This is a genomic window from Glutamicibacter nicotianae, from assembly GCF_002797775.1.
In the GTDB taxonomy this organism is placed as follows: Bacteria; Actinomycetota; Actinomycetes; order Actinomycetales; family Micrococcaceae; genus Glutamicibacter; species Glutamicibacter nicotianae.
On sequence record NZ_PGEY01000001.1, the window covers coordinates 2,347,965 to 2,368,363 of the forward strand.

Annotated in this window: 18 protein-coding genes; 13 read left to right on the forward strand and 5 right to left on the reverse strand. The window is 62.9% G+C overall.

The window, feature by feature from the left end; translation table 11 throughout:
* Window positions 1-32 precede the first annotated feature (32 nt).
* The 4 genes from ATK23_RS10935 (at window position 33) to ATK23_RS10950 (ending at window position 5,330) form a co-directional block, all read left to right on the forward strand.
* Entirely contained in the window at window positions 33-737 is a 705-nt protein-coding gene (locus ATK23_RS10935) for a CoA transferase subunit A (RefSeq protein ID WP_038993256.1), read from the forward strand.
* 2 nt (window positions 738-739) lie between these two features.
* Window positions 740-1,390 carry a CoA transferase subunit B gene (locus ATK23_RS10940; protein WP_066141785.1) on the forward strand — a complete coding sequence of 217 codons (651 nt, stop codon included), beginning with the start codon at window positions 740-742 and terminating at the stop codon, window positions 1,388-1,390.
* A complete protein-coding gene (locus tag ATK23_RS10945) occupies window positions 1,387-2,556 on the forward strand; it encodes an acetyl-CoA C-acyltransferase (RefSeq protein WP_066141788.1) in 1,170 nt (389 codons plus the stop codon). The genes ATK23_RS10940 and ATK23_RS10945 overlap by 4 nt, the downstream gene beginning before the upstream one ends.
* A gap of 254 nt (window positions 2,557-2,810) precedes the next feature.
* On the forward strand, window positions 2,811-5,330 hold the full coding sequence (locus ATK23_RS10950; RefSeq protein ID WP_157066392.1) for a hypothetical protein: 2,520 nt from the start codon (window positions 2,811-2,813) through the stop codon (window positions 5,328-5,330).
* Window positions 5,331-5,433: 103 nt separating this feature from the next.
* On the opposite strand, the gene ATK23_RS10955 is transcribed toward ATK23_RS10950, so the two are convergent.
* Together ATK23_RS10955 and ATK23_RS10960 are read right to left on the reverse strand one after the other, a co-directional pair.
* Window positions 5,434-5,994, reverse strand: a complete 561-nt coding sequence (locus ATK23_RS10955; protein ID WP_083515593.1) for a histidine phosphatase family protein — start codon at window positions 5,992-5,994, stop codon at window positions 5,434-5,436.
* 64 nt (window positions 5,995-6,058) lie between these two features.
* Window positions 6,059-6,889: a metallophosphoesterase family protein gene (locus tag ATK23_RS10960; protein WP_066142531.1), complete on the reverse strand. Its 831-nt coding sequence runs from the start codon at window positions 6,887-6,889 to the stop codon at window positions 6,059-6,061.
* 250 nt (window positions 6,890-7,139) lie between these two features.
* On the opposite strand from ATK23_RS10960, the gene ATK23_RS10965 reads away from it, so the two are divergent.
* The 8 genes from ATK23_RS10965 (at window position 7,140) to ATK23_RS11000 (ending at window position 14,789) form a co-directional block, all read left to right on the forward strand.
* Window positions 7,140-8,090 (forward strand): beta-ketoacyl-ACP synthase III, encoded by a 951-nt coding sequence (locus tag ATK23_RS10965; RefSeq protein ID WP_066141797.1) that lies wholly within the window; start codon window positions 7,140-7,142, stop codon window positions 8,088-8,090.
* 140 nt (window positions 8,091-8,230) lie between these two features.
* Complete coding sequence (locus tag ATK23_RS10970; protein ID WP_066141800.1) at window positions 8,231-8,578, forward strand: ArsR/SmtB family transcription factor; 348 nt, start codon at window positions 8,231-8,233, stop codon at window positions 8,576-8,578.
* Window positions 8,575-9,555, forward strand: a complete 981-nt coding sequence (locus ATK23_RS10975; protein ID WP_066141803.1) for a TIGR03086 family metal-binding protein — start codon at window positions 8,575-8,577, stop codon at window positions 9,553-9,555. The genes ATK23_RS10970 and ATK23_RS10975 overlap by 4 nt, the downstream gene beginning before the upstream one ends.
* A gap of 9 nt (window positions 9,556-9,564) precedes the next feature.
* Window positions 9,565-10,002, forward strand: coding sequence for an SRPBCC family protein (locus ATK23_RS10980; protein ID WP_066141806.1), 438 nt, complete (start codon window positions 9,565-9,567; stop codon window positions 10,000-10,002).
* A gap of 134 nt (window positions 10,003-10,136) precedes the next feature.
* On the forward strand, window positions 10,137-10,841 hold the full coding sequence (locus ATK23_RS10985; RefSeq protein ID WP_066142534.1) for a FadR/GntR family transcriptional regulator: 705 nt from the start codon (window positions 10,137-10,139) through the stop codon (window positions 10,839-10,841).
* Complete coding sequence (locus ATK23_RS10990) at window positions 10,838-11,833, forward strand: asparaginase (RefSeq protein ID WP_245858372.1); 996 nt, start codon at window positions 10,838-10,840, stop codon at window positions 11,831-11,833. Before ATK23_RS10985 ends, ATK23_RS10990 begins: the two co-directional genes overlap by 4 nt.
* A gap of 47 nt (window positions 11,834-11,880) precedes the next feature.
* The gene (locus ATK23_RS10995) at window positions 11,881-13,296 is read left to right on the forward strand and encodes an aspartate ammonia-lyase (RefSeq protein ID WP_066141809.1); all 1,416 of its coding nucleotides are present in this window, start codon (window positions 11,881-11,883) and stop codon (window positions 13,294-13,296) included.
* 14 nt (window positions 13,297-13,310) lie between these two features.
* Window positions 13,311-14,789 carry an amino acid permease gene (locus ATK23_RS11000; protein ID WP_066141811.1) on the forward strand — a complete coding sequence of 493 codons (1,479 nt, stop codon included), beginning with the start codon at window positions 13,311-13,313 and terminating at the stop codon, window positions 14,787-14,789.
* Window positions 14,790-14,860: 71 nt separating this feature from the next.
* On the opposite strand, the gene ATK23_RS11005 is transcribed toward ATK23_RS11000, so the two are convergent.
* Complete coding sequence (locus ATK23_RS11005; protein WP_066141814.1) at window positions 14,861-17,773, reverse strand: FAD-binding and (Fe-S)-binding domain-containing protein; 2,913 nt, start codon at window positions 17,771-17,773, stop codon at window positions 14,861-14,863.
* A 108-nt stretch (window positions 17,774-17,881) separates the two neighbouring features.
* Here ATK23_RS11005 and ATK23_RS11010 point away from each other — a divergent pair, with 108 nt between their 5' ends.
* Complete coding sequence (locus tag ATK23_RS11010) at window positions 17,882-18,607, forward strand: GntR family transcriptional regulator (protein WP_066141818.1); 726 nt, start codon at window positions 17,882-17,884, stop codon at window positions 18,605-18,607.
* Here the strand turns inward: ATK23_RS11010 and ATK23_RS11015 are convergent.
* The gene (locus ATK23_RS11015; RefSeq protein WP_198934384.1) at window positions 18,604-18,822 is read right to left on the reverse strand and encodes a hypothetical protein; all 219 of its coding nucleotides are present in this window, start codon (window positions 18,820-18,822) and stop codon (window positions 18,604-18,606) included. The two genes, ATK23_RS11010 and ATK23_RS11015, sit on opposite strands and share 4 nt — an antisense overlap.
* An 18-nt stretch (window positions 18,823-18,840) precedes the next feature.
* On the reverse strand, window positions 18,841-20,202 hold the full coding sequence (locus ATK23_RS11020; protein WP_245858374.1) for a TRAP transporter large permease subunit: 1,362 nt from the start codon (window positions 20,200-20,202) through the stop codon (window positions 18,841-18,843).
* Between the last annotated feature and the right edge of the window lie 197 nt (window positions 20,203-20,399).

The window sequence follows — 20,399 nt, forward strand, 5'->3', positions numbered from 1 at the left end:
GAGCTCCACATAGTGGACACATGGAGGAATCGATGACAACGAAGTTTCAGGATGACGCAGCCGCTGCTTTGGCTGCCGTCGTCAAGGATGGCATGACCATTGCAGTAGGCGGATTCGGCCTATCCGGCATCCCGAACCGGCTGATCACCGCGTTGCGGGACTCGAAGGCAACCAACCTGACGATCGTTTCAAACAACATGGGCGTGGATGGCAAGGGGCTGGGCGTCCTGTTGGAAAACAAGCAGGTTTCCAAGGTCCTGGCCTCCTACGTCGGGGAGAACAAGCTGTTCGCCCAGCAGTTCCTTGATGGAGATCTGGAAGTTGAATTCTGCCCGCAAGGCACCTTGGCCGAGCGCCTGCGTGCTGGCGGTGTCGGCATCCCCGCGTTCTTCACGCCAACCGGCGTGGGAACGCCGATTGCCGAAGGCAAGGAAGTCATGGAATTCAATGGCAAGCCGGCGATCCTGGAACGCGGCATCTTCGCCGACATCGCCCTGGTCAAGGCGCACCAGGCGGATGCGGAAGGCAACCTGCGCTATCGGATGACCTCGAAGAACTTCAACCCGCTGGCCGCCATGTCCGGCCGGCACACCTTCGCCGAGGCCGAAGAAATCCTCGATGACTACCTGGATCCGTCATTGGTGGAAACCCCGGGAATTTTCGTGCAGACCCTGGTCCAGGCCGATGAGGTCAAGGACATTGAACAGCGCACCGTGCGCAGCCGAGAGGAGGCCTGAACATGTGGACTCGAGATGAAATGGCGGCCATCGCCGCCAGCGAGCTGACAGATGGCCAGTACGTGAACCTGGGCATTGGCATCCCCACCATGGTGGCCAATAACCTGCCGGACGGCGTATCGGTCAAGCTGCAGAGCGAGAACGGCCTGCTGGGCATGGGCCCCTTCCCCTATGAAGGCGAAGAAGACGCTGATTTGATCAATGCCGGAAAGCAGACCGTGACGATCCTGCCCGGCGGCAGCTTCTTCGATTCGGCGACCTCCTTCGGCATGATCCGCGGCGGCCACGTCCAGACCGCGATCCTCGGAGCCCTGCAGGTGGCCGCCAACGGCGATCTGGCCAACTGGACCATCCCGGGCAAGCTGGTCAAGGGCATGGGCGGCGCCATGGATCTGGTCGCCGGCACCCCGCGCGTGATTGTCTTGACCGATCACGTGGCCAAGGACGGAACATCGAAGATCGTGGAGAAATGCGACCTGCCGCTGACCGGAGTCGGCGTGGTCAACCGCATCATCACCGATCGAGCAGTGTTTGATATAGAGGACTCGAGCTTGACCCTGCGTGCAGTAGCCCCGGGGGAAAGCGTGGAAAGCATCAAGGAAATCACGGCAGCGGAATTTGCCGTGGATATTGTGGAGGATCTGAAAGCATGACAGCAAAGATCGTGGGCTACGCCCGCACCCCGTTCGTGAAGTTCAATGGCGTCTTCGCCGCGGTTCCCGCCACCGAGCTGGGCGCGCACGCCGCCAAGTCGGCACTGGAAGGCGCCGGAGTAGCACCCTGTGAGGTGCAGCAGGTCGTCGTCGGCCAAGTGCTGCAGGGCGGCGCTGGCCAGAATCCGGCCCGCCAGTCCGCTGTGGGCGCCGGTGTTCCACTGGATGTTCCGGCCATTGCGGTGAATGCGGTGTGCCTTTCGGGTGCCGAAGCAGTGGTGGCAGGTGCCCGCTTGATCAACAGCGGCGAAGCTGATGTCGTCCTGGCCATCGGCCAGGAATCGATGTCGCTGGCTCCGCACGTGCAGCGCGCCCGTGCCGGCGCCAAGTACGGTGCCATCGAAATGATCGACACCCTGGAATACGACGGCCTGACGGATGCCGCCGAGAAGCGTTCGATGGGTGCTTCCACCGAGGAGCACAACGCCAAGCTGTCGATGACCCGCGAGGCCCAGGATACGGTTTCGGCCGCTTCCCACCAGCGCGCTGCCGCTTCCCGCGATTTCGCAGCCGGCGAGATTGCGCCTTTCACCATTTCCAACCGTCGTGGCGACACCACCATCAGCGAAGATGACGGCGTCCGCGCAGACACCACAGTGGAGTCCCTGGGCAAGCTGCGCCCTGCCTTCGCCAAGGAAGGCACCATCACCGCAGGCAACTCCTCGCAGATCACCGATGGCGCCGCGGCAGTGGTGCTGGCCAGCGACGCGGCCATTGAGCGACTGGGCCTGAAGCCGCTGGCGGAAATCGTCTCCCATGCTTTTGTTGCCGGTCCGGACCGTACCCTGCACGAGCAGCCATCCAACGCAATCAGTGCAGCCCTGCAGAAGGCAGGTGCCGAAGCGAAGGACCTGAAGGCGGTGGAAATCAACGAGGCCTTCGCTGCCGTGTCGGTGCAGTCCACTAAGGCGCTCGGCCTGGATGCCTCCATCGTGAACCCGCATGGCGGTGCCATCGCCCTGGGCCACCCGATCGGTGCTTCCGGTGCACGAATCGTAGGCACCCTGGCCCGTCAGCTGAACGAGCTGCCTGCCGGTTCGTTGGGCGCCATCGGCATCTGCGGTGGCGGCGGCCAAGGCACAGCATTGGTCCTGCGCTCGCTGTAGCCACCTGTCAACAAGCCGGTGCGGCCAGGTCCTGCTGGGATCCGGCCGCACCGGCTTTTTCGTTGTCCCAGTGGATCAAGATCAAGAATTCGCTAATTGACCACCTAATGTTTCTTAACTGGACTTTGTTCTTCCATTTACTTGTTATCTAATTGGAAGGTCAAATTCCAATTGTTCGACTTCAAGTTTCCAAGAACACACGGATTTGACGCCATCATCGCATCACGTGAGGAATCACCTTGGAAAATACGCAATTGCCAGAGGGTTCAAAGACACCGCCGGCACCTTCGGATCCACCGCAAGCGCCGGTGGCACCGGCAAACCCGTTCGCGAACGCCGGACAGAACCCGCAGTTCAAGAAATTCACCAATGCAGTTCTGAAACTGAAATCACGTGCCAGCTTGCAGCTGCTCGGGCTCCAAGCCGGCGCCATCGCGGCCATTGGCATCGTCCTGGCCCTTTGCTACCTGATCCCGCTGGCCTCGCTGGCAGACGAAAGCGGCTTGGGATCGTCTGATTTCAACATGGCATCCCAGCTGAATTCCTTCAAGGCCTTCATCATGATCTTCGGTGCGGTCCTGGGCGGCGGGCTGAAGGTCTCGGGTTCCGGTGGCGGATTCGGCATGTATGGCGAGTTGAGTCTCGCATTCGCATTCGTTTCCGTTACGTCCATCGTGGCGATTTGCGCCGCGAACTATCTGATTGTCCGCAAGCTCCGCCGAGGTGCACGCAACCGCGGATGGAAGAGTGCGGCCTTGGTTTCCGGACTGCACGCACTCGTCTTGGCTCTGCTTTTCCTGCTCATTTCGCTCTTTGGAAAGCTCAGCATCGAAGGCGGAGAATTCTTCTCCGCGGCGATTTCCCCGCGGTACGCCGGCGTTTTCTTCACTATTGCCTTGACCGTTTTCTTCTCGCAGTTCCTTGCTACCGCACCCCAGCGCACCAGCGCCGGTTTCCCCCTGCTTGCCGGTATCCGCGAGGCCGTGTCCTTGGCCGTTGCAACTCTGGCAGCCTTCGCCGTGGTGGGCATCGTTGTCGCTGTCATCCAGCGCCCGGATGATATGCCATGGAGCATGGGTCTGCTCCTGATCCCGCTCCTGGGATCCATCGGTTCCTACGCAGCAGCCCTGGGCTTCCTCGGGGCGCTGGCTCCAAACGTCTCCGGCATGGCCAGCTTCCTGGGCCAATACACCCCTGACTCCATGCCTGAATCAGCTCTGCGCATCTGGGATATCGCCGATGGCAAGGGGGCTTGGCTGCTGGTCCTGAGCGTTGTCCTGGTTCTGGCGCTTGCTATCCGCATTGGCGTGCACCGTGGACGACTGGCCAATGGCTTCAATCTGCAGCGCGCTTGGCAGCTGCCGGTGGCGGCCCTGGTGCTGTGGATGGTTCTTGCGTGGCTGACCAACATCTCCCTGGGTGGCGACATCACCGCCGATGAGATGGGCCAGATGAATGGCAGCGTTTCGTTCGGCATCACTTGGTACTCGGTGGTCTTCTTGGCGCTCGGGGCCGCAATCGTCTCGTTGCTTGCAGAAGTATTGCCCTTGCAGGTCTACCGCTTCGCGCCGTCCCTGCTGGGAGTGATCGCCGGCAAGGAAGCCGCTGCACGATGGATTTCCGGCCAGGCACCTGCCACCGCAGCTACGGCTTCAGCTGCTACTCCAGCTGACGCAGCCCCTGCCAGCGCCTCCCCGGTTGCCGTTGCTGCCGCTGGAGCCAGTGCGTCCGCAGCGGCTGCCGGACAGCCGGCGACTGCCGAACCGGCTCCGGCACTCACCCCTGCTTCCAAGGAGTCCAAGAAGAAGGCGAAAGCCGTTGGCTTCTCGGTGCTGGCGTTGGCAGTTATTGCTGGTCTCGGCTTCGGTGCCATCGCCTATCTGAACGGGCAGCGCAAGCCGGAAGCTGAAGTCGAAGCCTACCTCGCGTTGCTGGCCGACGGGCAGGCTGGCAAGGCCAGCGAGATGGTTGATCCGGGCATCGACAACGCCTCGCGCGTCCTGCTCAGCGACGACGTCCTGAGCAGCGCCAAGCAGCGGCTGGAACTCATTGACGTCATCGAGGAATCCAAGGAGAAGGACTCAGCGCGCGTGCGCGCTGTCTACTCGATCAACGGCGAACGACACGAACGTACCTTTACCGTCGATGCGGGCGACAAGGAGTTTGGTCTGCTCAACACCTGGGTGCTCAATGAAGCGCTGATTGTTCCGGTAGAAATCGCTTCCGACAGGAGCGCCGAAGTCAACGTCGGCAAGGCCACCGTCACGTTGGCTGAAACCGAGGGCTACTACGGCGATGGCGGTTCGTTCGCCGGCAGTTTCTACGCCTACCCGGGCATATATGAGGTCTCGGCGCCGGGCAACGAATACCTGAAGAGCGAGCCGCAGGAGTTGCGCGTCGATCATCCTGATTCCCAGCCGGTACAGGCCACACTGGTCACGACCACCACGGGCAAGCTCGACGAGCTGATTCTCGCTGAGGTCAAGAAGTTCGCCACAGCCTGTGTGACCGTGCCAACCAATCTCAATGATGGTTGCCCGAGCACTCTGCAGTCCAAGGACCTTGCATCGTTCTCCGTGGTCTCGCACGCCGACAGCGTGGATATCGACGAGTCGGGCAGATTCAATACCTCAGAGACCGTTTTCAAGTACAAGTTCAATGACACCGAGTACAGCGACTACGACGAAGAAGAGCTCAGCCGAAGCTTCGACGGCAACGTTCAATGGGACGGCGAGAAGCCCAAGGTCACCGTAGAAGGCGAATCCTGGTGGTAAACCGCTAGTTCACAGCTCCTGCTCGTCAGAACACAGCAGTAACTGCCAAGTGAAGTGCCGGCCATGATTCATGGCCGGCACTTCGCTGTTTGCCCATCCTGCATTAGTGCCAGAGCGGCTCACGCGATACGTGATTGATCAGCAGCTGCGGATCCAGTTCGACATAGGTTCCATTGGCCATCCGCGGGTTGCTTTCTGCGGTAAGCGCGGCAATCACCGAGCAGATCAAGGCGCTGTGGCTGACGACCAGCACCTTCTGTCCCGGATGCCGATGGCAGATCTTGAACAACGCGTTCACTGCACGGCCCACCAGGTGCTCTTCGGTTTCGCCGGTGCCCACCAGCAGCTGGCGCTGCTCATCGGCACCACCGGCAACCAGGGTGCCCTCCAAATTGCCGAAGTCCTGCTCCATCAGTTCCGGGTTCTCGTGCAGGGCGCGGATGCCCATGCTGTTGGCAATGATCTGCGCGGTTTGGCGGGCACGGAACAGAGGAGAGGAATACACCGCATCCCACGGCCCCTGAGGTGCCAGCTCGGCGGCGAGCTGCTCGGCTTGGCGGATGCCAGTGTCGTTCATCGGCAGGTCGCTGCGTCCATGCAGCCGTCCTGCTTTGTTCCATTCGGTCTGACCGTGGCGGATCATTACTAGTTTCTTTGCACTCATCGTCTTCTTCTTTCTGGCTTGCACCGCAGCGACACGCGCCCGGTGCTCAGTTCTGTTCTCCGAGTCAGTTGCTGGTCTGTGAACTCTTGACTGGCGCGGGCAGCGCCGGGCATTCGTTCAGCGCAGAGCACTGATCGCTGGACGCAGCGAACGCGTCCACTGTTTTTGCCCCGACATTGATGACGTTGAATGCCGCCGCGGGCTCGGCAACGATCTGGGTCGGGGCGAATGGATTCATGTTGTAGGACACTGCAGGAGCCATGAACACCGGGGTGTTCACCAGCTGGCTGGTGGACGCCTGGTGGTAGTGGCCGCAAAGGATCGCACGAATATCGCTACCGGCGGTAATGGCCGCCAGCTCCATGGGGTCCTGCAGTCCACGTCCGGCACGGGCCTCATTGGTGGCCTCCACCGGAGGATGGTGCAACAGCAGCAGGGATCCGCGCGGTGCTGGCGCCGCCAGGAGCATGGAAAGCCAATCGAGCTGCTCGCGTTCAAGGTTCCCCTGGGCCAGCTGGAATCCCCCGCTGTCCAGGCCGATGATTCGAAGCCCGTGGACTTCGTGCACCGTGTCGGCTGGACGGGGACCGGTGGACAGGCGCCTGGTGTTGAAGGATTCCCCCACCGTTCCCAACGGGTCATGGTTGCCCGGCACGCTGATGACCGGGCAATCCAGTACACGCTGCGTCCGGTTGAACAGCTCGGCGGCCCGCTCATGGACGGGCGAACCGCGGTCGGCGATATCGCCGGTCACCACGATGGCATCCGGCTCCAGGCATGCGGCCGCTTCCAGCGCCTGCTCGGTGCGCTGCCACGAATCAATGGTTCCGTGAAGCAGTTGCCCGTCGGGGTGCAGATGCGTGTCGCTCAATTGGATGATCGTCAGAGGCTCCATCTTCTTCCCTCCCATGCGGCTGCTGCATTTCAACCCATTGAACGCCAGGGGTCTGGCTAGCAGGTGAACAGGGCGCCGACGCCATATGAAGACCTGGAGAATCAAGGTTCCTCGAATACCGGACAAATGGGCTATCCAAGACAGGGAAAACCCCGTATTACATGCTTTCTAGCGCATATGAACAGCGAGTAGCATTCAAAACGACTAATCTTGAAGAGAGAAGATTTGAATCCACCGAGGAGCTATATCCATGACCGGCAGCAAAGTCGTCGCCTTTGGCCACTTCCAGCCAGAGCGCATCGTCCCGAATACCGAGCTGGAGAAGCTGGTCGAAACCAGCGACGAATGGATTACTCGCCGCGTCGGCATCGAGGAACGCCGCTGGGGCACCGGCGTTGAGACCGTAGACTCCATGGCCATCAAGGCCGCAGAAATGGCTTTCGGCAATTCGGCTGAGATCAAGGCAGCAGATATCGATCTGGTTGTTGTCGCGACCTGCACCGCCACCGACCGCTCGCCGAATATGGCGGCCCGCGTTGCCAACGCACTGGATATGGAGCAGGGCCCTGCCACCATGGATGTCAATGTGGCCTGCTCTGGCTTCGCCCATGCAGTGGGCATCGCCCAGGGCGCGATCGCGGCAGGCACCGCCACCAACGCACTGGTCATCGGCTCCGAAATGCTCACCGATTACACCGACTTCACCGACCGCACCACCTGTGTGCTCACCGCCGATGGCGCTGGCGCCTTCGTGATCACCGCTTCGGAAGACAATGGGATCTCGCCAGTGGTTTGGGGATCGGTTCCTTCGCTGTCCGATGCCGTGCGCATTGAAACCGAGAACAACATGAAGTTCGCGCAGAACGGCCAGAGCGTCTACCGCTGGACCGTCACCCAGCTGCCGAAGATCGCTTCGAAGATCATCGACCGCGCAGGCATGAAGCCAGAAGAACTGGATGCCATCGTTCTGCACCAGGCCAACCTTCGGATCATCGAGCCGTTGGCAGAGAAGATTGGCGCTCCGAACGCACGCGTGGCCACCGACGTGGTCTACTCCGGCAACACGTCGGCCGCATCGGTTCCGCTGGCGCTGTCGAAGATGATGGCCTCGGATGAGCCGCTGCCATCTGGATCCAAGGCGCTGCTGTTCGCCTTCGGCGGCGGCTTGGCCTACGCAGGCCAGATCATCACTATCCCATAAGTATTTTTCACCACCAGTGGGCGCCCCGGCAGCAATGCCCGGGCGCCCACTAGTGCGTTAACGGCCCCTAAGGTTTCACTCCAAATTTGCTCTCGAGATCCCCTTGTTTAAATGCGTTAGTGATTGCTAACGTATATTTCATGCTTGATCTACTGGAAGTCGCCTCCGAGCCAACGCGCAGGCGCTTGGTTCAGTTGCTGGGTTCTGGAGAGCGCACGGTGACGGAACTGGCTGCGAACTTCGCAGTCAGTCGTTCCGCCATCTCACAACACCTGTTGCTATTGATTGACGTAGGGCTGCTGCAAGCGCGCAAAGATGGACGCAGCCGCTACTACTCGCTGGACCCAACAGGCATCACGAAGCTCAAGGTCCTCCTTGACTCGTTTTGGAATACCGAACTTGATCTACTCGTCGCCGAAGCCACCGAATTGGCAACGCGCGACGCGCCACCGAAGCCGCCGCACCATCCATCAGGAGAAAAGCCATGAGCTTTGAACGAACAGTCATCCTTCCCGTTGACGCCGACACCGCCTTTGAGCTTGTCACCGACCCCGAACGCCTGCGCCGCTGGCAAACTGTCGCCTGCCGCATGGATTTGAGGGTCGGTGGCAGCTACCGCTTCACCATGGGCCCCGGCCACCATGCCGCAGGCACCGTCACCGAAATCGAGCCGGGCAAGCGCCTGGTGCTCACCTGGGGCTGGGAAGGCTCCGACGCGGTGCCTCCCGGTGATTCCACCCTCTACATCACCATGGAACCGCATGCGGAAGGCACCGCGCTCACCCTGCGCCACGAAGGCCTGGACGCCGGGCAGTCCTCCGGTCACGCCGAGGGCTGGAACCACTTCCTGGACCGCCTGGTGCGCTTCGCCCAAACCGGCCATGCCGTCCCCGATGAATGGAACGCCACGCCGGAACCCGCAGATGCCATCACCGCGGCCGAGGCATCCCTGGCCGCGCTGCAGCTGGTGCTGCACCACCTTCAGGAAAAGGACCTGCAGCGCCCAACGCCCTGCACCGAGTTCAACGTCAGCCAGCTCGTGGACCATTTGGCCGGCAACCTCGCACTGGCTTGCAAGGCGCTGGGCTCAGAACAGGCAGATGACCCGTCGCTGGAAGCGGAGCCGCGCATTGCCCAGCTCGCGCAGGCGGCCTTGGAGTCCTTCTCCGCACGTGGGCTGGAGGGCACGCTCGATCTGGGCTTCGCAGTGGTTCCGGCCAGCGTCCTGTCCGGCATCCTGAACCTCGAATTCATGGTCCACGGCTGGGATTTCGCCCAGGCCACGAACCAGGAGTTCGACGTGGATCCGGGCCTGGCCGAGTACGTCCTGGAGCTGGCGCGGGCCACGGTTGGCGAACAGCAGCGCGCGTCCGGCTCATTCGGCCCAGAGACTGCCATCGCCGAATCCGCCGGCAGCCTCGAACGGCTGATCGCCTTCACCGGCCGCGTGCCGGCCGGCGCCTGAGCGGCACCGATGGTTGATGTCTCCACCAGCATCGTGATTGACCGGCCACTTTCGGTGGTGGCCGGCTACACGATGGATCCGCTCAACGCTCCGGCATGGTACCGGAACATCAGCACCGGGTGCCGGCTCGATGAGGGCAGCTTCGGCATCGGAGCGCGGGCAGCCTTCGAAGCCCGCTTCCTGGGCCGGGCCCTGTCCTACACCTACGAGGTCAGGGAATATGTGCCCGACCGGCTGCTGGTCATGGCCACCGCGCAAGGTCCGTTTCCAATGCGCACCAGCTACCGTTTCGAGGCGGTGGATGGCTCTAGCACCCGGGTGCACCTGCGCAATGACGGGCAGCCCGCGGGATTCAGCAAGCTGCTGGCGCCGCTGATGGCTCCGATGATGCGCCGAGCGAACACCGCCGATCTGCGGATGCTCAAGCGCGTCCTGGAGGCAGGATAACGCTCAGCCGGATGCGGGAACGCAGGTGTTCGCCTCCTGCGTCCCCACACCAGGCCACCGCACTGACTAGAGTGTTCGCGATCACGAATGGAGCGACTTGACGTAGGGTGCATCACACTGCCACACTGGCAGGCGTGAACCTGTCAGACAGCTGGACACCCGGACAGCAGCCGATCGAACGACGATCCGCTGCCGAAGGCGTCTTCCATGCACTCCGCTTAGCCATTGAAGCCCGGGAAATCGCCATCGGCGCGAAACTCGGATCCGAAGCAGCCCTCGCGGCCGACTACGGCGTGAGCCGTTCGGTCATCCGCGAAGCCCTGCGCTCCTGCGCAGCCCTGGGACTGACCCGCACCGAAACCGGGCGCGGCACCTTCGTGGTCTCCCACCGGCCCACCCGCGAGCTGAAGCTGGGCAGCTTCTCCTCCGATGACCTGCACGAGGCCCGCCCGCATATCGAGATCCCGGCCGCCAGCTTCGCCGCCGCCCGGCGCACCGCCGAGGATCTGGAGCGGATCAGCGGGCTGATCGAGGCCATGGAGCAGGAAGATGACCCGGCCGCCTGGGTGGAGCTGGATGCCGCCTTCCACGCGGCAATCGCGCAAGCCAGCGGCAATTCGGTGTTCACCAAGGTTGTCGCCGATATCCGCGAGGCCATGGCCCGCCAGTCCGAAACCGTGAACCTGGTCGCCGGACGCCGCACGCCCTCGAACGCGGAACACCAGGAAATCTACCAAGCCATCGCCGCGCAGGACCCCGAAGCCGCCACCGATGCCATGGCCAAGCACCTCAACGCGGTGCAGCACGCCGTATCCACCATAGTCAGGAGCAAGAAGTGACCCCCGCCGATCCCCGGACCCTGCGCGCATCGCTGGCCAATCAGGCACTGCCCCAGCACGAACCGCTGGTCATCGCCACCCGCGGTGACGCCGTCGAGTCCATCCACTACGGCTCGGCAGTGCTGCTGGATGCTTCCGGCTCCATCGCCGCCAGCCGCGGCGATGCCCAGGCCGTGTTCTACCCGCGCTCGGCGCTGAAGCCGCTGTTCGCCGTGGGAATGCTGCGCGCCGGGCTGCAGCTCGATGACCAGCAGCTGGCCCTGGCCTCGGCCAGCCACTCCGGAGCAGAACGCCACCAGCAGGTTGCCGCCTCGACGCTGGCAGCGGCCGGGCTGGACGAGCACGCGCTGCGCAACTCCACCGACCTGCCCTACGGCGCCGCCGAGCGCCAGCGCCACCTGGCCGCCGGCGGCAAGGCCACCCAGCTGGCGCAGAACTGCTCGGGCAAGCACGCGGCACTGGCCGCCCTATGCCAGCTCAAGGGCTGGGACACCGCAGACTACCTGAATGACCAGCGCCTGCTGGATTTGCTGCAGGACACCGTGGAGGAGCTTTCCGGCGAAAGCATCAGCGGAGTGAGCACCGACGGCTGCGGCACCCCGGTCTACCGGATGAGCCTGGCCGGACTGGCCCGTGCCTTCGGCAAGCTGGCCAGCGCCGCCGAGGGCACCGCCGAGCATCGTGTGGCCGCGGCCATGTCCGGCTGCCCGGAACTGGTGGCAGGCGAGGGCCGCGATGTCACCGAGCTGATGCGCGTGCTGCCCGGCGCCGTGGCCAAGGACGGCTTCGAAGGCATCCAGGCCGTGGGCCTGCCCGATGGCAGCGCGCTGGCCGTGAAGATCGCCGATGGCTCGGACCGCGCCCGGATGCCGATCACCGCCAAGCTGCTCGCCGAGCACCTTGGCTCCGAAGCGGCTCTGGCCCTTGAGCCGCTGGCCACCAGCCCGGCCCTCGGCGGCGGTGCGCCCGTAGGCCTGCTGGCCGCACTGTGAAGTTTCCCGTTCCCACCCATTCAATGAACACTGGAGAAGAATCCACCATGCCTGAAACCTTGCTCAGCGGCCAGACCCGCACCGAGCATGACCTGATCGGCGACCGCGAGATCCCGGCGGAAGCCTATTGGGGCGTGCACACCCTGCGCGCCAAGGAGAACTTCGACATCACCGGCACCGCGCTGTCCGGCAACCCGCACCTGATCCGCGCATTGGCGCGCGTGAAGCAGGCTGCCGCCCGGGCCAACCACGAGCTCGGCCTGCTCGACGCCCAGCGCGCCGCGGCCATCGACCAAGCCTGCGAGCGCATCGCCGCCGGCGAGCTGCATGACCAGTTCATCATCGACCCGATCCAGGGCGGGGCTGGCACCAGCACCAACATGAACGCCAATGAGGTCATCGCCAACCTGTCGCTGGAGATCCTCGGCCATGCAAAGGGCGAGTACCAGCACCTGCACCCGAACGACCATGTGAACCTGTCGCAGTCCACCAACGACGCCTACCCGACCGCAGTGAACATCGCCACTCACTTCGCCACCCAGCCGTTGCTGGCGGCCATCGAGGTGCTGCAGGATTCCTGCAATGCCAAGGCCGCAGAATTCCGCACCGTGGTGAAGATGGGCCGCACCCAGCTGCAGGATGCCGTGCCGATGACCGTAGGCCAGGAGTTCCGCGGCTGGGCCGTGACCCTGGGCGAGGACCGGGCACGGCTGGAGGAATCGCTGTCGCTGGTCACCGAGATCAACCTCGGCGCCACAGCCATCGGCACCGGGCTGAACGCCCCGGCCGGCTACGCCGAGGCCGCCTGCCGCCACCTGCGCGAGCTGACCGGCCTGCCGCTGACTACCAGCCCGGATTTGATCGAAGCCACCAGCGATGTGGGCGCCTTCGTGCACCTTTCCGGCGTGCTCAAGCGAGTGGCGCTGAAGATCTCCAAGATCTGCAACGACCTGCGCTTGCTTTCCTCCGGACCCCGCGCTGGCCTGAACGACCTGCAGCTGCCGGCCGTGCAGTCCGGCTCCTCGATCATGCCCGGCAAGGTCAACCCGGTGATCCCGGAAGTGGTCAGCCAGATCGCCTATCAGGTGGTGGGCCACGATTTGACCGTGACCATGGCTGCCGAGGGCGGGCAGCTGCAGCTGAACGCCTTCGAGCCGGTCATCGCCCACTCGATCGGGCTCTCGCTCAAGCACCTGGCCAACGGCTGCCTGACGCTGGCACGCAAGTGCATCGACGGGATCACCGTGGACGAGCAGTCGCTGCGCCGCGAAGTGGAGAACTCCATCGGCCTGGTCACCGCGTTGAACCCGCGCCTGGGCTATGCGGCGTCCACCTCGGTGGCGCTCGAAGCGCTGCACACCGGACGCGGCGTGGCCGAACTGGTGCTCGAACGCGGCCTGCTTTCGGCCGAAGACCTCAATGAGCTGCTCTCCCCCGAGCGGCTTGCCAACCTCACCGACTAGATCCAAGGAATCCTATGGATAATTCCACCCCGCACGCCACCGCGGCGCACGTCCCCGATGCCGCGCTGACTGCCGGCGATAACGATTACCACAAGGGCCTGTCCTCCCGGCAGATGCAGATGATCGCCATTGGCGGAGCGATTGGCACCGGCTTGTTCATGGGCGCCGGAGGGCGCCTCGAGGCTGCCGGCCCGGGCATCGTGATCAGCTACGCGGTCTGCGGCTTCTTCGCCTTCCTGATCCTGCGGGCGCTGGGCGAACTGGTCATGCACCGTCCGTCGACCGGCTCCTTCGTCTCCTACGCCCGCGAGTTCTACGGCGAGAAAGCGGCCTTCGCCACCGGCTGGCTGTACTGGCTGAACTGGGTGATGACGGCCATCGTGGACATCACCGCGGTCGCCCTGTACATGGGCTTCTTCGGCAAATACGTGGGGTGGATCAGCTCGGTGCCGCAGTGGCTCTGGGCGCTGGCCGCGCTGGCCGTGGTGCTCACCATGAACCTGATCTCCGTCAAGGCCTTCGGCGAAATGGAATTCTGGTTCGCGCTGATCAAGGTCGTGGCCCTGGTGGCCTTCCTGGTTGTTGGCTGCTACTTCGTCATCTTCGGTACCCCGCTGGACGGGCATGAGGTCGGCTTCTCGCTGCTGGCCGATAATGGGGGGCTGCTGCCCAACGGCCTGCTGCCGGTGCTGGTGCTGATGCAGGGCGTGGTCTTCTCCTACGCATCCATCGAGCTGATCGGCACCGCCGCAGGCGAAACGGCCAACCCGGAAAAGGTCATGCCGAAGGCGATCAATACCGTGATCATCCGCATCGCCGTGTTCTACGTCGGCTCGCTGGTGCTGCTCTCGCTGCTGCTGCCCTATTCGGCCTACAGCGCCGGGGAATCGCCGTTCGTGACCTTCTTCGGATCCATCGGCGTGCAGGGCATGGATGTGGTGATGAACCTGGTGGTGCTCACCGCGGCGCTGTCCTCGCTGAACGCCGGGCTCTACTCCACCGGGCGCATCATGCGCTCCATGTCGTTGAACGGGTCGGCACCGAAATTCGCCGGACGGATGAACAAGGCAGGGGTGCCCTACGGCGGCATCGTGATCACCGCCGTGGTGGCAGTGCTCGGCGTGGTGCTCAACGCCGTGGTCCCGGCCAAGGCCTTCGAGATCGTGCTGAACTTCGCTGCCATCGGCATCATTGCCTCCTGGGCGATGATCGTGCTGTGCCAGATCGCCCTGATGAAGTCGGCCAAGCGCGGGGAGCAGGATCGACCGAGCTTCCGGATGCCATTCGCCCCGGTTTCCGGCTGGGTCACCCTTGGCTTCCTTGCCCTGGTGCTGGTGATGATGGCCTTCGACAATCCGGTGGGCACCTGGACCATTGCCTCGCTGGTGATCATCATCCCGCTGATCATCGGCGGCTGGTACCTGTGCCGCGGACGGATCAACGAGATCGCCGAGGCACGGCTGCGCAACGAGCAGCCGGCCAACCAGGGATAGCAGGATCACCGAACCGGTCCGGATGCAGCATCGCGCTGCTTCCGGGCCGGTTTTCTGCGTTCCGAGCCTGTCTAGCCGGTGATCCTGGCCTTGAGCAGCACCTGCGCCAGGTGCATTCCGCGGGCCTCTGTGCCCTCGGCGATCTGCGTGCGGCAGGAGAATCCGTCGGCGAGCACCACATCGTCCTGCGCACGATTGCGGATGGCCGGGAAGAGCTCGCGTTCGCCCAGCGAGCGGGATAGTTCCGCATGTCCGGGTTCGAATCCCCAGTTGCCGGCCAAGCCGCAGCAGCCCGTTTCGATTTCGCGCTCGTCAATGCCGATGCTGCGCAGCACGGCCGAGGACGAGCCATGGTCGCCCTGCGAACGCTCATGGCAGTGGACCTGCGACACCGCGCCGACATTCAGCTGTTCGAAGGGCCAGCCGGCGCTGGGCTTGCCATCGGCCGGAACGTGCTTGGCGATCAGATCCGGGAACGGCACGACGGCTGCCGACAGCGCAGCCGCGCGCGGGTCCTCGGGAACCAGCTCGGTGATTTCGTGGCCGAGCATCACCGTGCAGGACGGTTCCAGGCCGATCACCGGGTAGCCTGCCTTGACCAGGGGTTCCATGACGTCCAAGGTGTGCTTGATGACCTTGCGCGCGGTATCCAGCTGGCCGGTTGAGTGCCAGGTCAAACCGCAGCAGACGAATCCTTCGGGAATGATTACCCGGTAGCCGAGGGTTTCGAGCACTTCGACTGCCGCCTGGCCCGGCCCGGTATCCAGGTGGTTATTGAAGGAATCTGGCCAGAGCACCACGGTGCCCTGCGGTGATTCGGCTTCTGTTTCCTTCCGCTTGGCCGCCCAGCGCTGCAGCGATTCGCCCGAGAACGTGATCATCTTGCGTGTCGGTTCAATGCCGCCAACCTTCTTGACAAGCCGTTGCACCGCGTCGATGCGCAGCACCGTGTTGGCCAAGGATGCCGCACCTGGCACCTTGTGCATCCAGTGGGTGAGCTTGGGTAGCCAGCCCATGGTGTAGTGCGCCATCGGGCGGATGCGACCCTCGTAGAACTTGTGCAGGAACTCCGACTTGTAGGTCGCCATATCCACATTGACCGGGCATTCGGATGCGCAGGCCTTGCAGGACAGACAGAGGTCCAGGGCGTCCTTCACCTCTTCGGACTTGTAGGCATCGGGCAAGGTGGTGCCGCGGAACATCTCGGAAAGCACCCGGGCACGGCCGCGCGTGGAGTTGACCTCGTCATGGGTGCCCTGGAAGGACGGGCACATGGCCCCCTCGTCCGAACGGCACAGGCCTACGCCCACGCAGCGGTTGACGGCGTTGACCAAGGAACCCTTGTCGCGCGAGAGCGCATGAACCGGCGTCAGCTCGAAGCTGCGCTGCCCGGGTCCGGGACGCAGCGACTCATCGATGCGTTCCGGATTGACCAATACCCCGGGGTTGAACAGGCCCTCGGGGTCAAAGGCCGCCTTGAAGCTGGCGAATGCCTTCATCATCTTCGAGCTGTACATGCGGGTGAGCAATTCCGAGCGCGCCCGGCCGTCCCCGTGTTCGCCGGACAGGGAGCCGCCATGCTTGGCCACGGTGTCGGCGGCCTGTTCCATGAACTGGCGGAAGATCGCCACGCCTTCATTGGTGCCCAAGTCGAAGGAGATGCGCACGTGGACGCAACCCTCGCCGAAGTGCCCGAAGGGGATGCCGCGCAGTCCATGGGCGTCCATGAGCGCGTACAGATCGCGCAGGTATCCGGCAAGATTCTCCGGCGGTACGGCTGAATCTTCCCAGGACGGCCAGGCCTCGCCGCCATCTGGCAGGCGGGTGACAATACCGGCGGAGGCTTCGCGGATCTTCCACAGCGTGCGGGCCTCGGCATGGTCCGTCACGACCACGGCATCGATCGCGGCCCCGGCCGCTGCATCATACGCTGACTGCACCAGCTCATCGGCGATGCTTCGTGCTTGTTCGATGGTTTGCCCGGCTGTCTCGCAGAAGAGCCAGCCGCCGGCCTTGGCGACGCCACCGCGGTTGGCGGCACCCATGCCAGGCAGATTGGATCCGGCACTCTGCTGACCGGGGCGGCTGCGCAGCGCATCGAGCAGATCTCCGCCCATGCCTTCCGCAGTGGCAAGACCGGGACGGCGCAGGGATGCTGCCGCGGCCGCGGCATCGAAAACAGTTTCAAAAGCCAGGACTGCCAGCGCAGTATGCTTCGGCTTCTCGACAAGGCGCACCACCAGCTCGGTGATCACCCCGAGGGTGCCTTCGGACCCAGCCAGCGCCTTGGCGACATTGAACCCGTTTTCCGGGAGCAGATAGTGCATGCCGTAGCCCGAGACCTGGCGCGCGAAGCGGCCCAGTTCTGTGCGCAGTTCCTTGAGGTTCGCATCGCGCAGCGCCTTGAGCTTTCCGTCAAGCTCCTCGCTGTTGGTTCCGTCGGCATTGACCTCGACCACGGATCCGTCGCCGAGCATGATCTTCATGGACACAACGTTGTCCGCGGCGGTGCCCCACGCCAGCGAGTGCGATCCGCAGGCGTTGTTGGCCACCATGCCGCCTACGGTGCAGCGGCTATGGGTCGACGGATCCGGACCGTAGGTCAGCCCGTATTGCGCAGCAGCATCACGCAGCTGGTCGCAGATGACTCCAGGCTGGATGCGCGCGGTCTTCGCCTCGGGATCGATGTCGAGGATCTTATTGAAATAGCGGGAGGTGTCCAGCACCAGACCTTCGCCGATGGCATTCCCTGCAACCGAGGTACCTCCACCTCGCGACGTGATCGAAAGGCCTTCGGCCTTGGCATACTCGATGCCCAAGGCGATGTCGGCCTCACTGCGCACTTCAAGTACAGCCTGCGGCACCCGGCGGAAAATCGAGGCATCGGAAATATATGCAGCCCGAGTCGTCAGATCGGTCCGTAGCCGTTCCCGCATCTCAATTGCCTCAGGGGTCAGGGTCTGGATGCTCGACTGAGCTGACATGGTGAGCGCCTCTCGTTGATTCGTCCCACTAGAGTAACATGTTACATACTGTTTAGTTTCTTGATTACGTGAAAACTCGGCAGGAGATTTCAATGAGAGAATCAGTTCATGACCTCCGATCTCCAAGTCCCCGCCCAACATGGGCGCACATTGACCGAACAAGTGATGGACTACGTCCGTTCAGCTGTCATTTCTGGGGAATTGAAGACCGACACCCTCTACAGCGTCTACCAGCTGGCTGATCGCCTGAAGATATCCCGCTCACCGGTGCGCGATGGCTTGTTGCGCCTGGAGGAAGCCGGCTTGGTTGAATTTGCTCGTAATCGCGGCTTCCGCATCATTCCGACCCAGCCAAAGGATGTCGCAGAAATTTTCTCGCTCAGGCTGGCGCTGGAGGTTCCCGCCGCATTCAGGGCCGCGCAGGCCTGCACCCCGCAGATCGCGGCGCGGCTCAATGATATCGTTGCTGGCTTGGCCCGATGCGCCGAAGCGGATCTGACCGAAGAGTTCTTCGATCTGGACCAGCAGCTGCACGACTTCATCCTTGAGGTCGCGCAGTCGAACCGCGGGCGCAACATCGTGAACCGCCTTCGTGTCGCAACGCGGCTGCTTGGTGTTTCCACCGCAGGCAAGCAGCGCACCCTGGGTGACATCATGGCCGAGCATGAACCGATCATCACCGCCATCTCCAGCGGCAATGCCCCGGCGGCTGCGCTTGCCATGCGCCAGCACCTGGTCGCGACAGGAAAGCTACTGCTTGTACAAGCAGTTCAGGGCCAAGGCTTGGACCTTGACCCTGAAAACTTGTGGACTGAACTGACAGCTGGCTACTAGTCCTGCTCGTCTTCCTTGTATTCCTTTGAATACTGCAGCACGAAGGCGCACAGTGCGCACGCGGTCGCAAAACTGAAGGTCCACGGATACAGGATCTGCTTGGCTCCGCTGACCAGATCACCATTCAGTGACAGCACACCGGCCAGCTGGGTACCGACGATTGCAGTGCCGCCGATCATGAACAGCGCCAAGAAGACCAGGAATAGTATTTTCATGAGTCGCATGTTTTTCTCCTACGAAATCGGAATCGGCAGCCAGCCCATGCCGACAAGCCAGGCAATGACGATCATTGGCAGCACGAAATAGCCCAGCAATGGCATGAACATCTTGGTTGGATTGGTTTCGGCAAAGCCGGCAGCCAGATAGATCGGCGCACCGACCGGTGGAGAAGAACCCTCTGTCGAGGTGCACAACAGGACCGTCACCACGGCGATGACTGGATCGATACCCACGCTGGTCAACGCCATCACTGCCGGTGCACCCACGGCCGCGGCGGTTGCAGTCGAGGACAGCGGGGTGGCTACGACAACGGCCATGACACAGACGATTGCGACAATCGCCGCCTTTGGCATATCCAGCGAACCCAGGAAATCCGAAAGCTGCGGACCGACGCCCAGCGCTTCCATGATGTTCGAAGCGCTCAGCGCAGCGAACAGCGAAACACCAACAGTGGCGAACTGCGGCAGCTCGCGATTCAGGATCACCTTGAACTTCGAATCCGGCGCGAAGATCCGCTTTCGACCCTCGATCAATGCGATTGCCGAGATGAGAATCGGAACCCAAACAATGATGGAGATCGAGCCCATCGAATTCTTGCCCACCAACTCCGGGCGGGACAGGAATTCAAACAGCGGGCCGAAGGTCAGTGCAACAGGGATCGCGATGCCAAGGAAAATCAGTAGCGAGCGCCATCCTTCGCGCAGCGCTTGCCCTAACGTCGCCATGCCCTCCCGATTCGCTACGGGAATGCCGTCGGCACGAGCCCAAGTGAACACCAGGATCATGCGGTAGAGCACGCAATAAGCACCGCCAATGGCCAGTGCAACATATACGTCGCCAGCAGAAATGCCAGCGGCGGCCGGCATAGCCAAGAGGATGAACATGGTGCTGTTCGGCGGGAGCGCGACGCCCAAGCCGGAGTTTCCCGCTACCAGCGTTGCGGCGCGATTGGACGACCAGCCGTTTTCCTTCATCCACGGAATGGTTACCGAGCCGACCGTCGCCGTGTTGCCTGCGGTAGATCCTGCCACCAGCCCGATTGCGGCCGAGCCCAGCGTCGATACGTAGGCCGATCCACCGCGAACGCGCCCGAACATCGAATTCAGGATATGGATCAGGCGCTCGATCAGGCCTGTCGCCGAGACGATCACTCCCATGAACACAAAGGCCATGCCCGCGAAGGTCACGTCTGATTGGAAGCCGTCAACTACGGCTGCGCTCAACAGGTTCAGCGCATCAGCACCGCCGACCAGGGAACAAGCTATCAGCGCTAGTACAAGCGCCTCTGAGATACGCCGTTTCAGTACGACGTTAACTATGACTGTCACGGCGATGAATACGCCAAGTGCCAGCACGCCCATGTGTGCACCTTTCACGTTATAACTTTGTGTGCCTACACACAGTAGCATGTTACAGGCCACACAAAGTGACAGAGGAGTCTTTTTGGGATTTATTTACACCGCTCGAACGGCACAGCCAAGCCTGCTTGTCGTGGCCAAGAGGCTTCCAGTGCACCCTGCAGCTTCGCTGCTCAGCGGCAATTTCCCCTACCCGTTTCCTCGGCCTTCAGCAT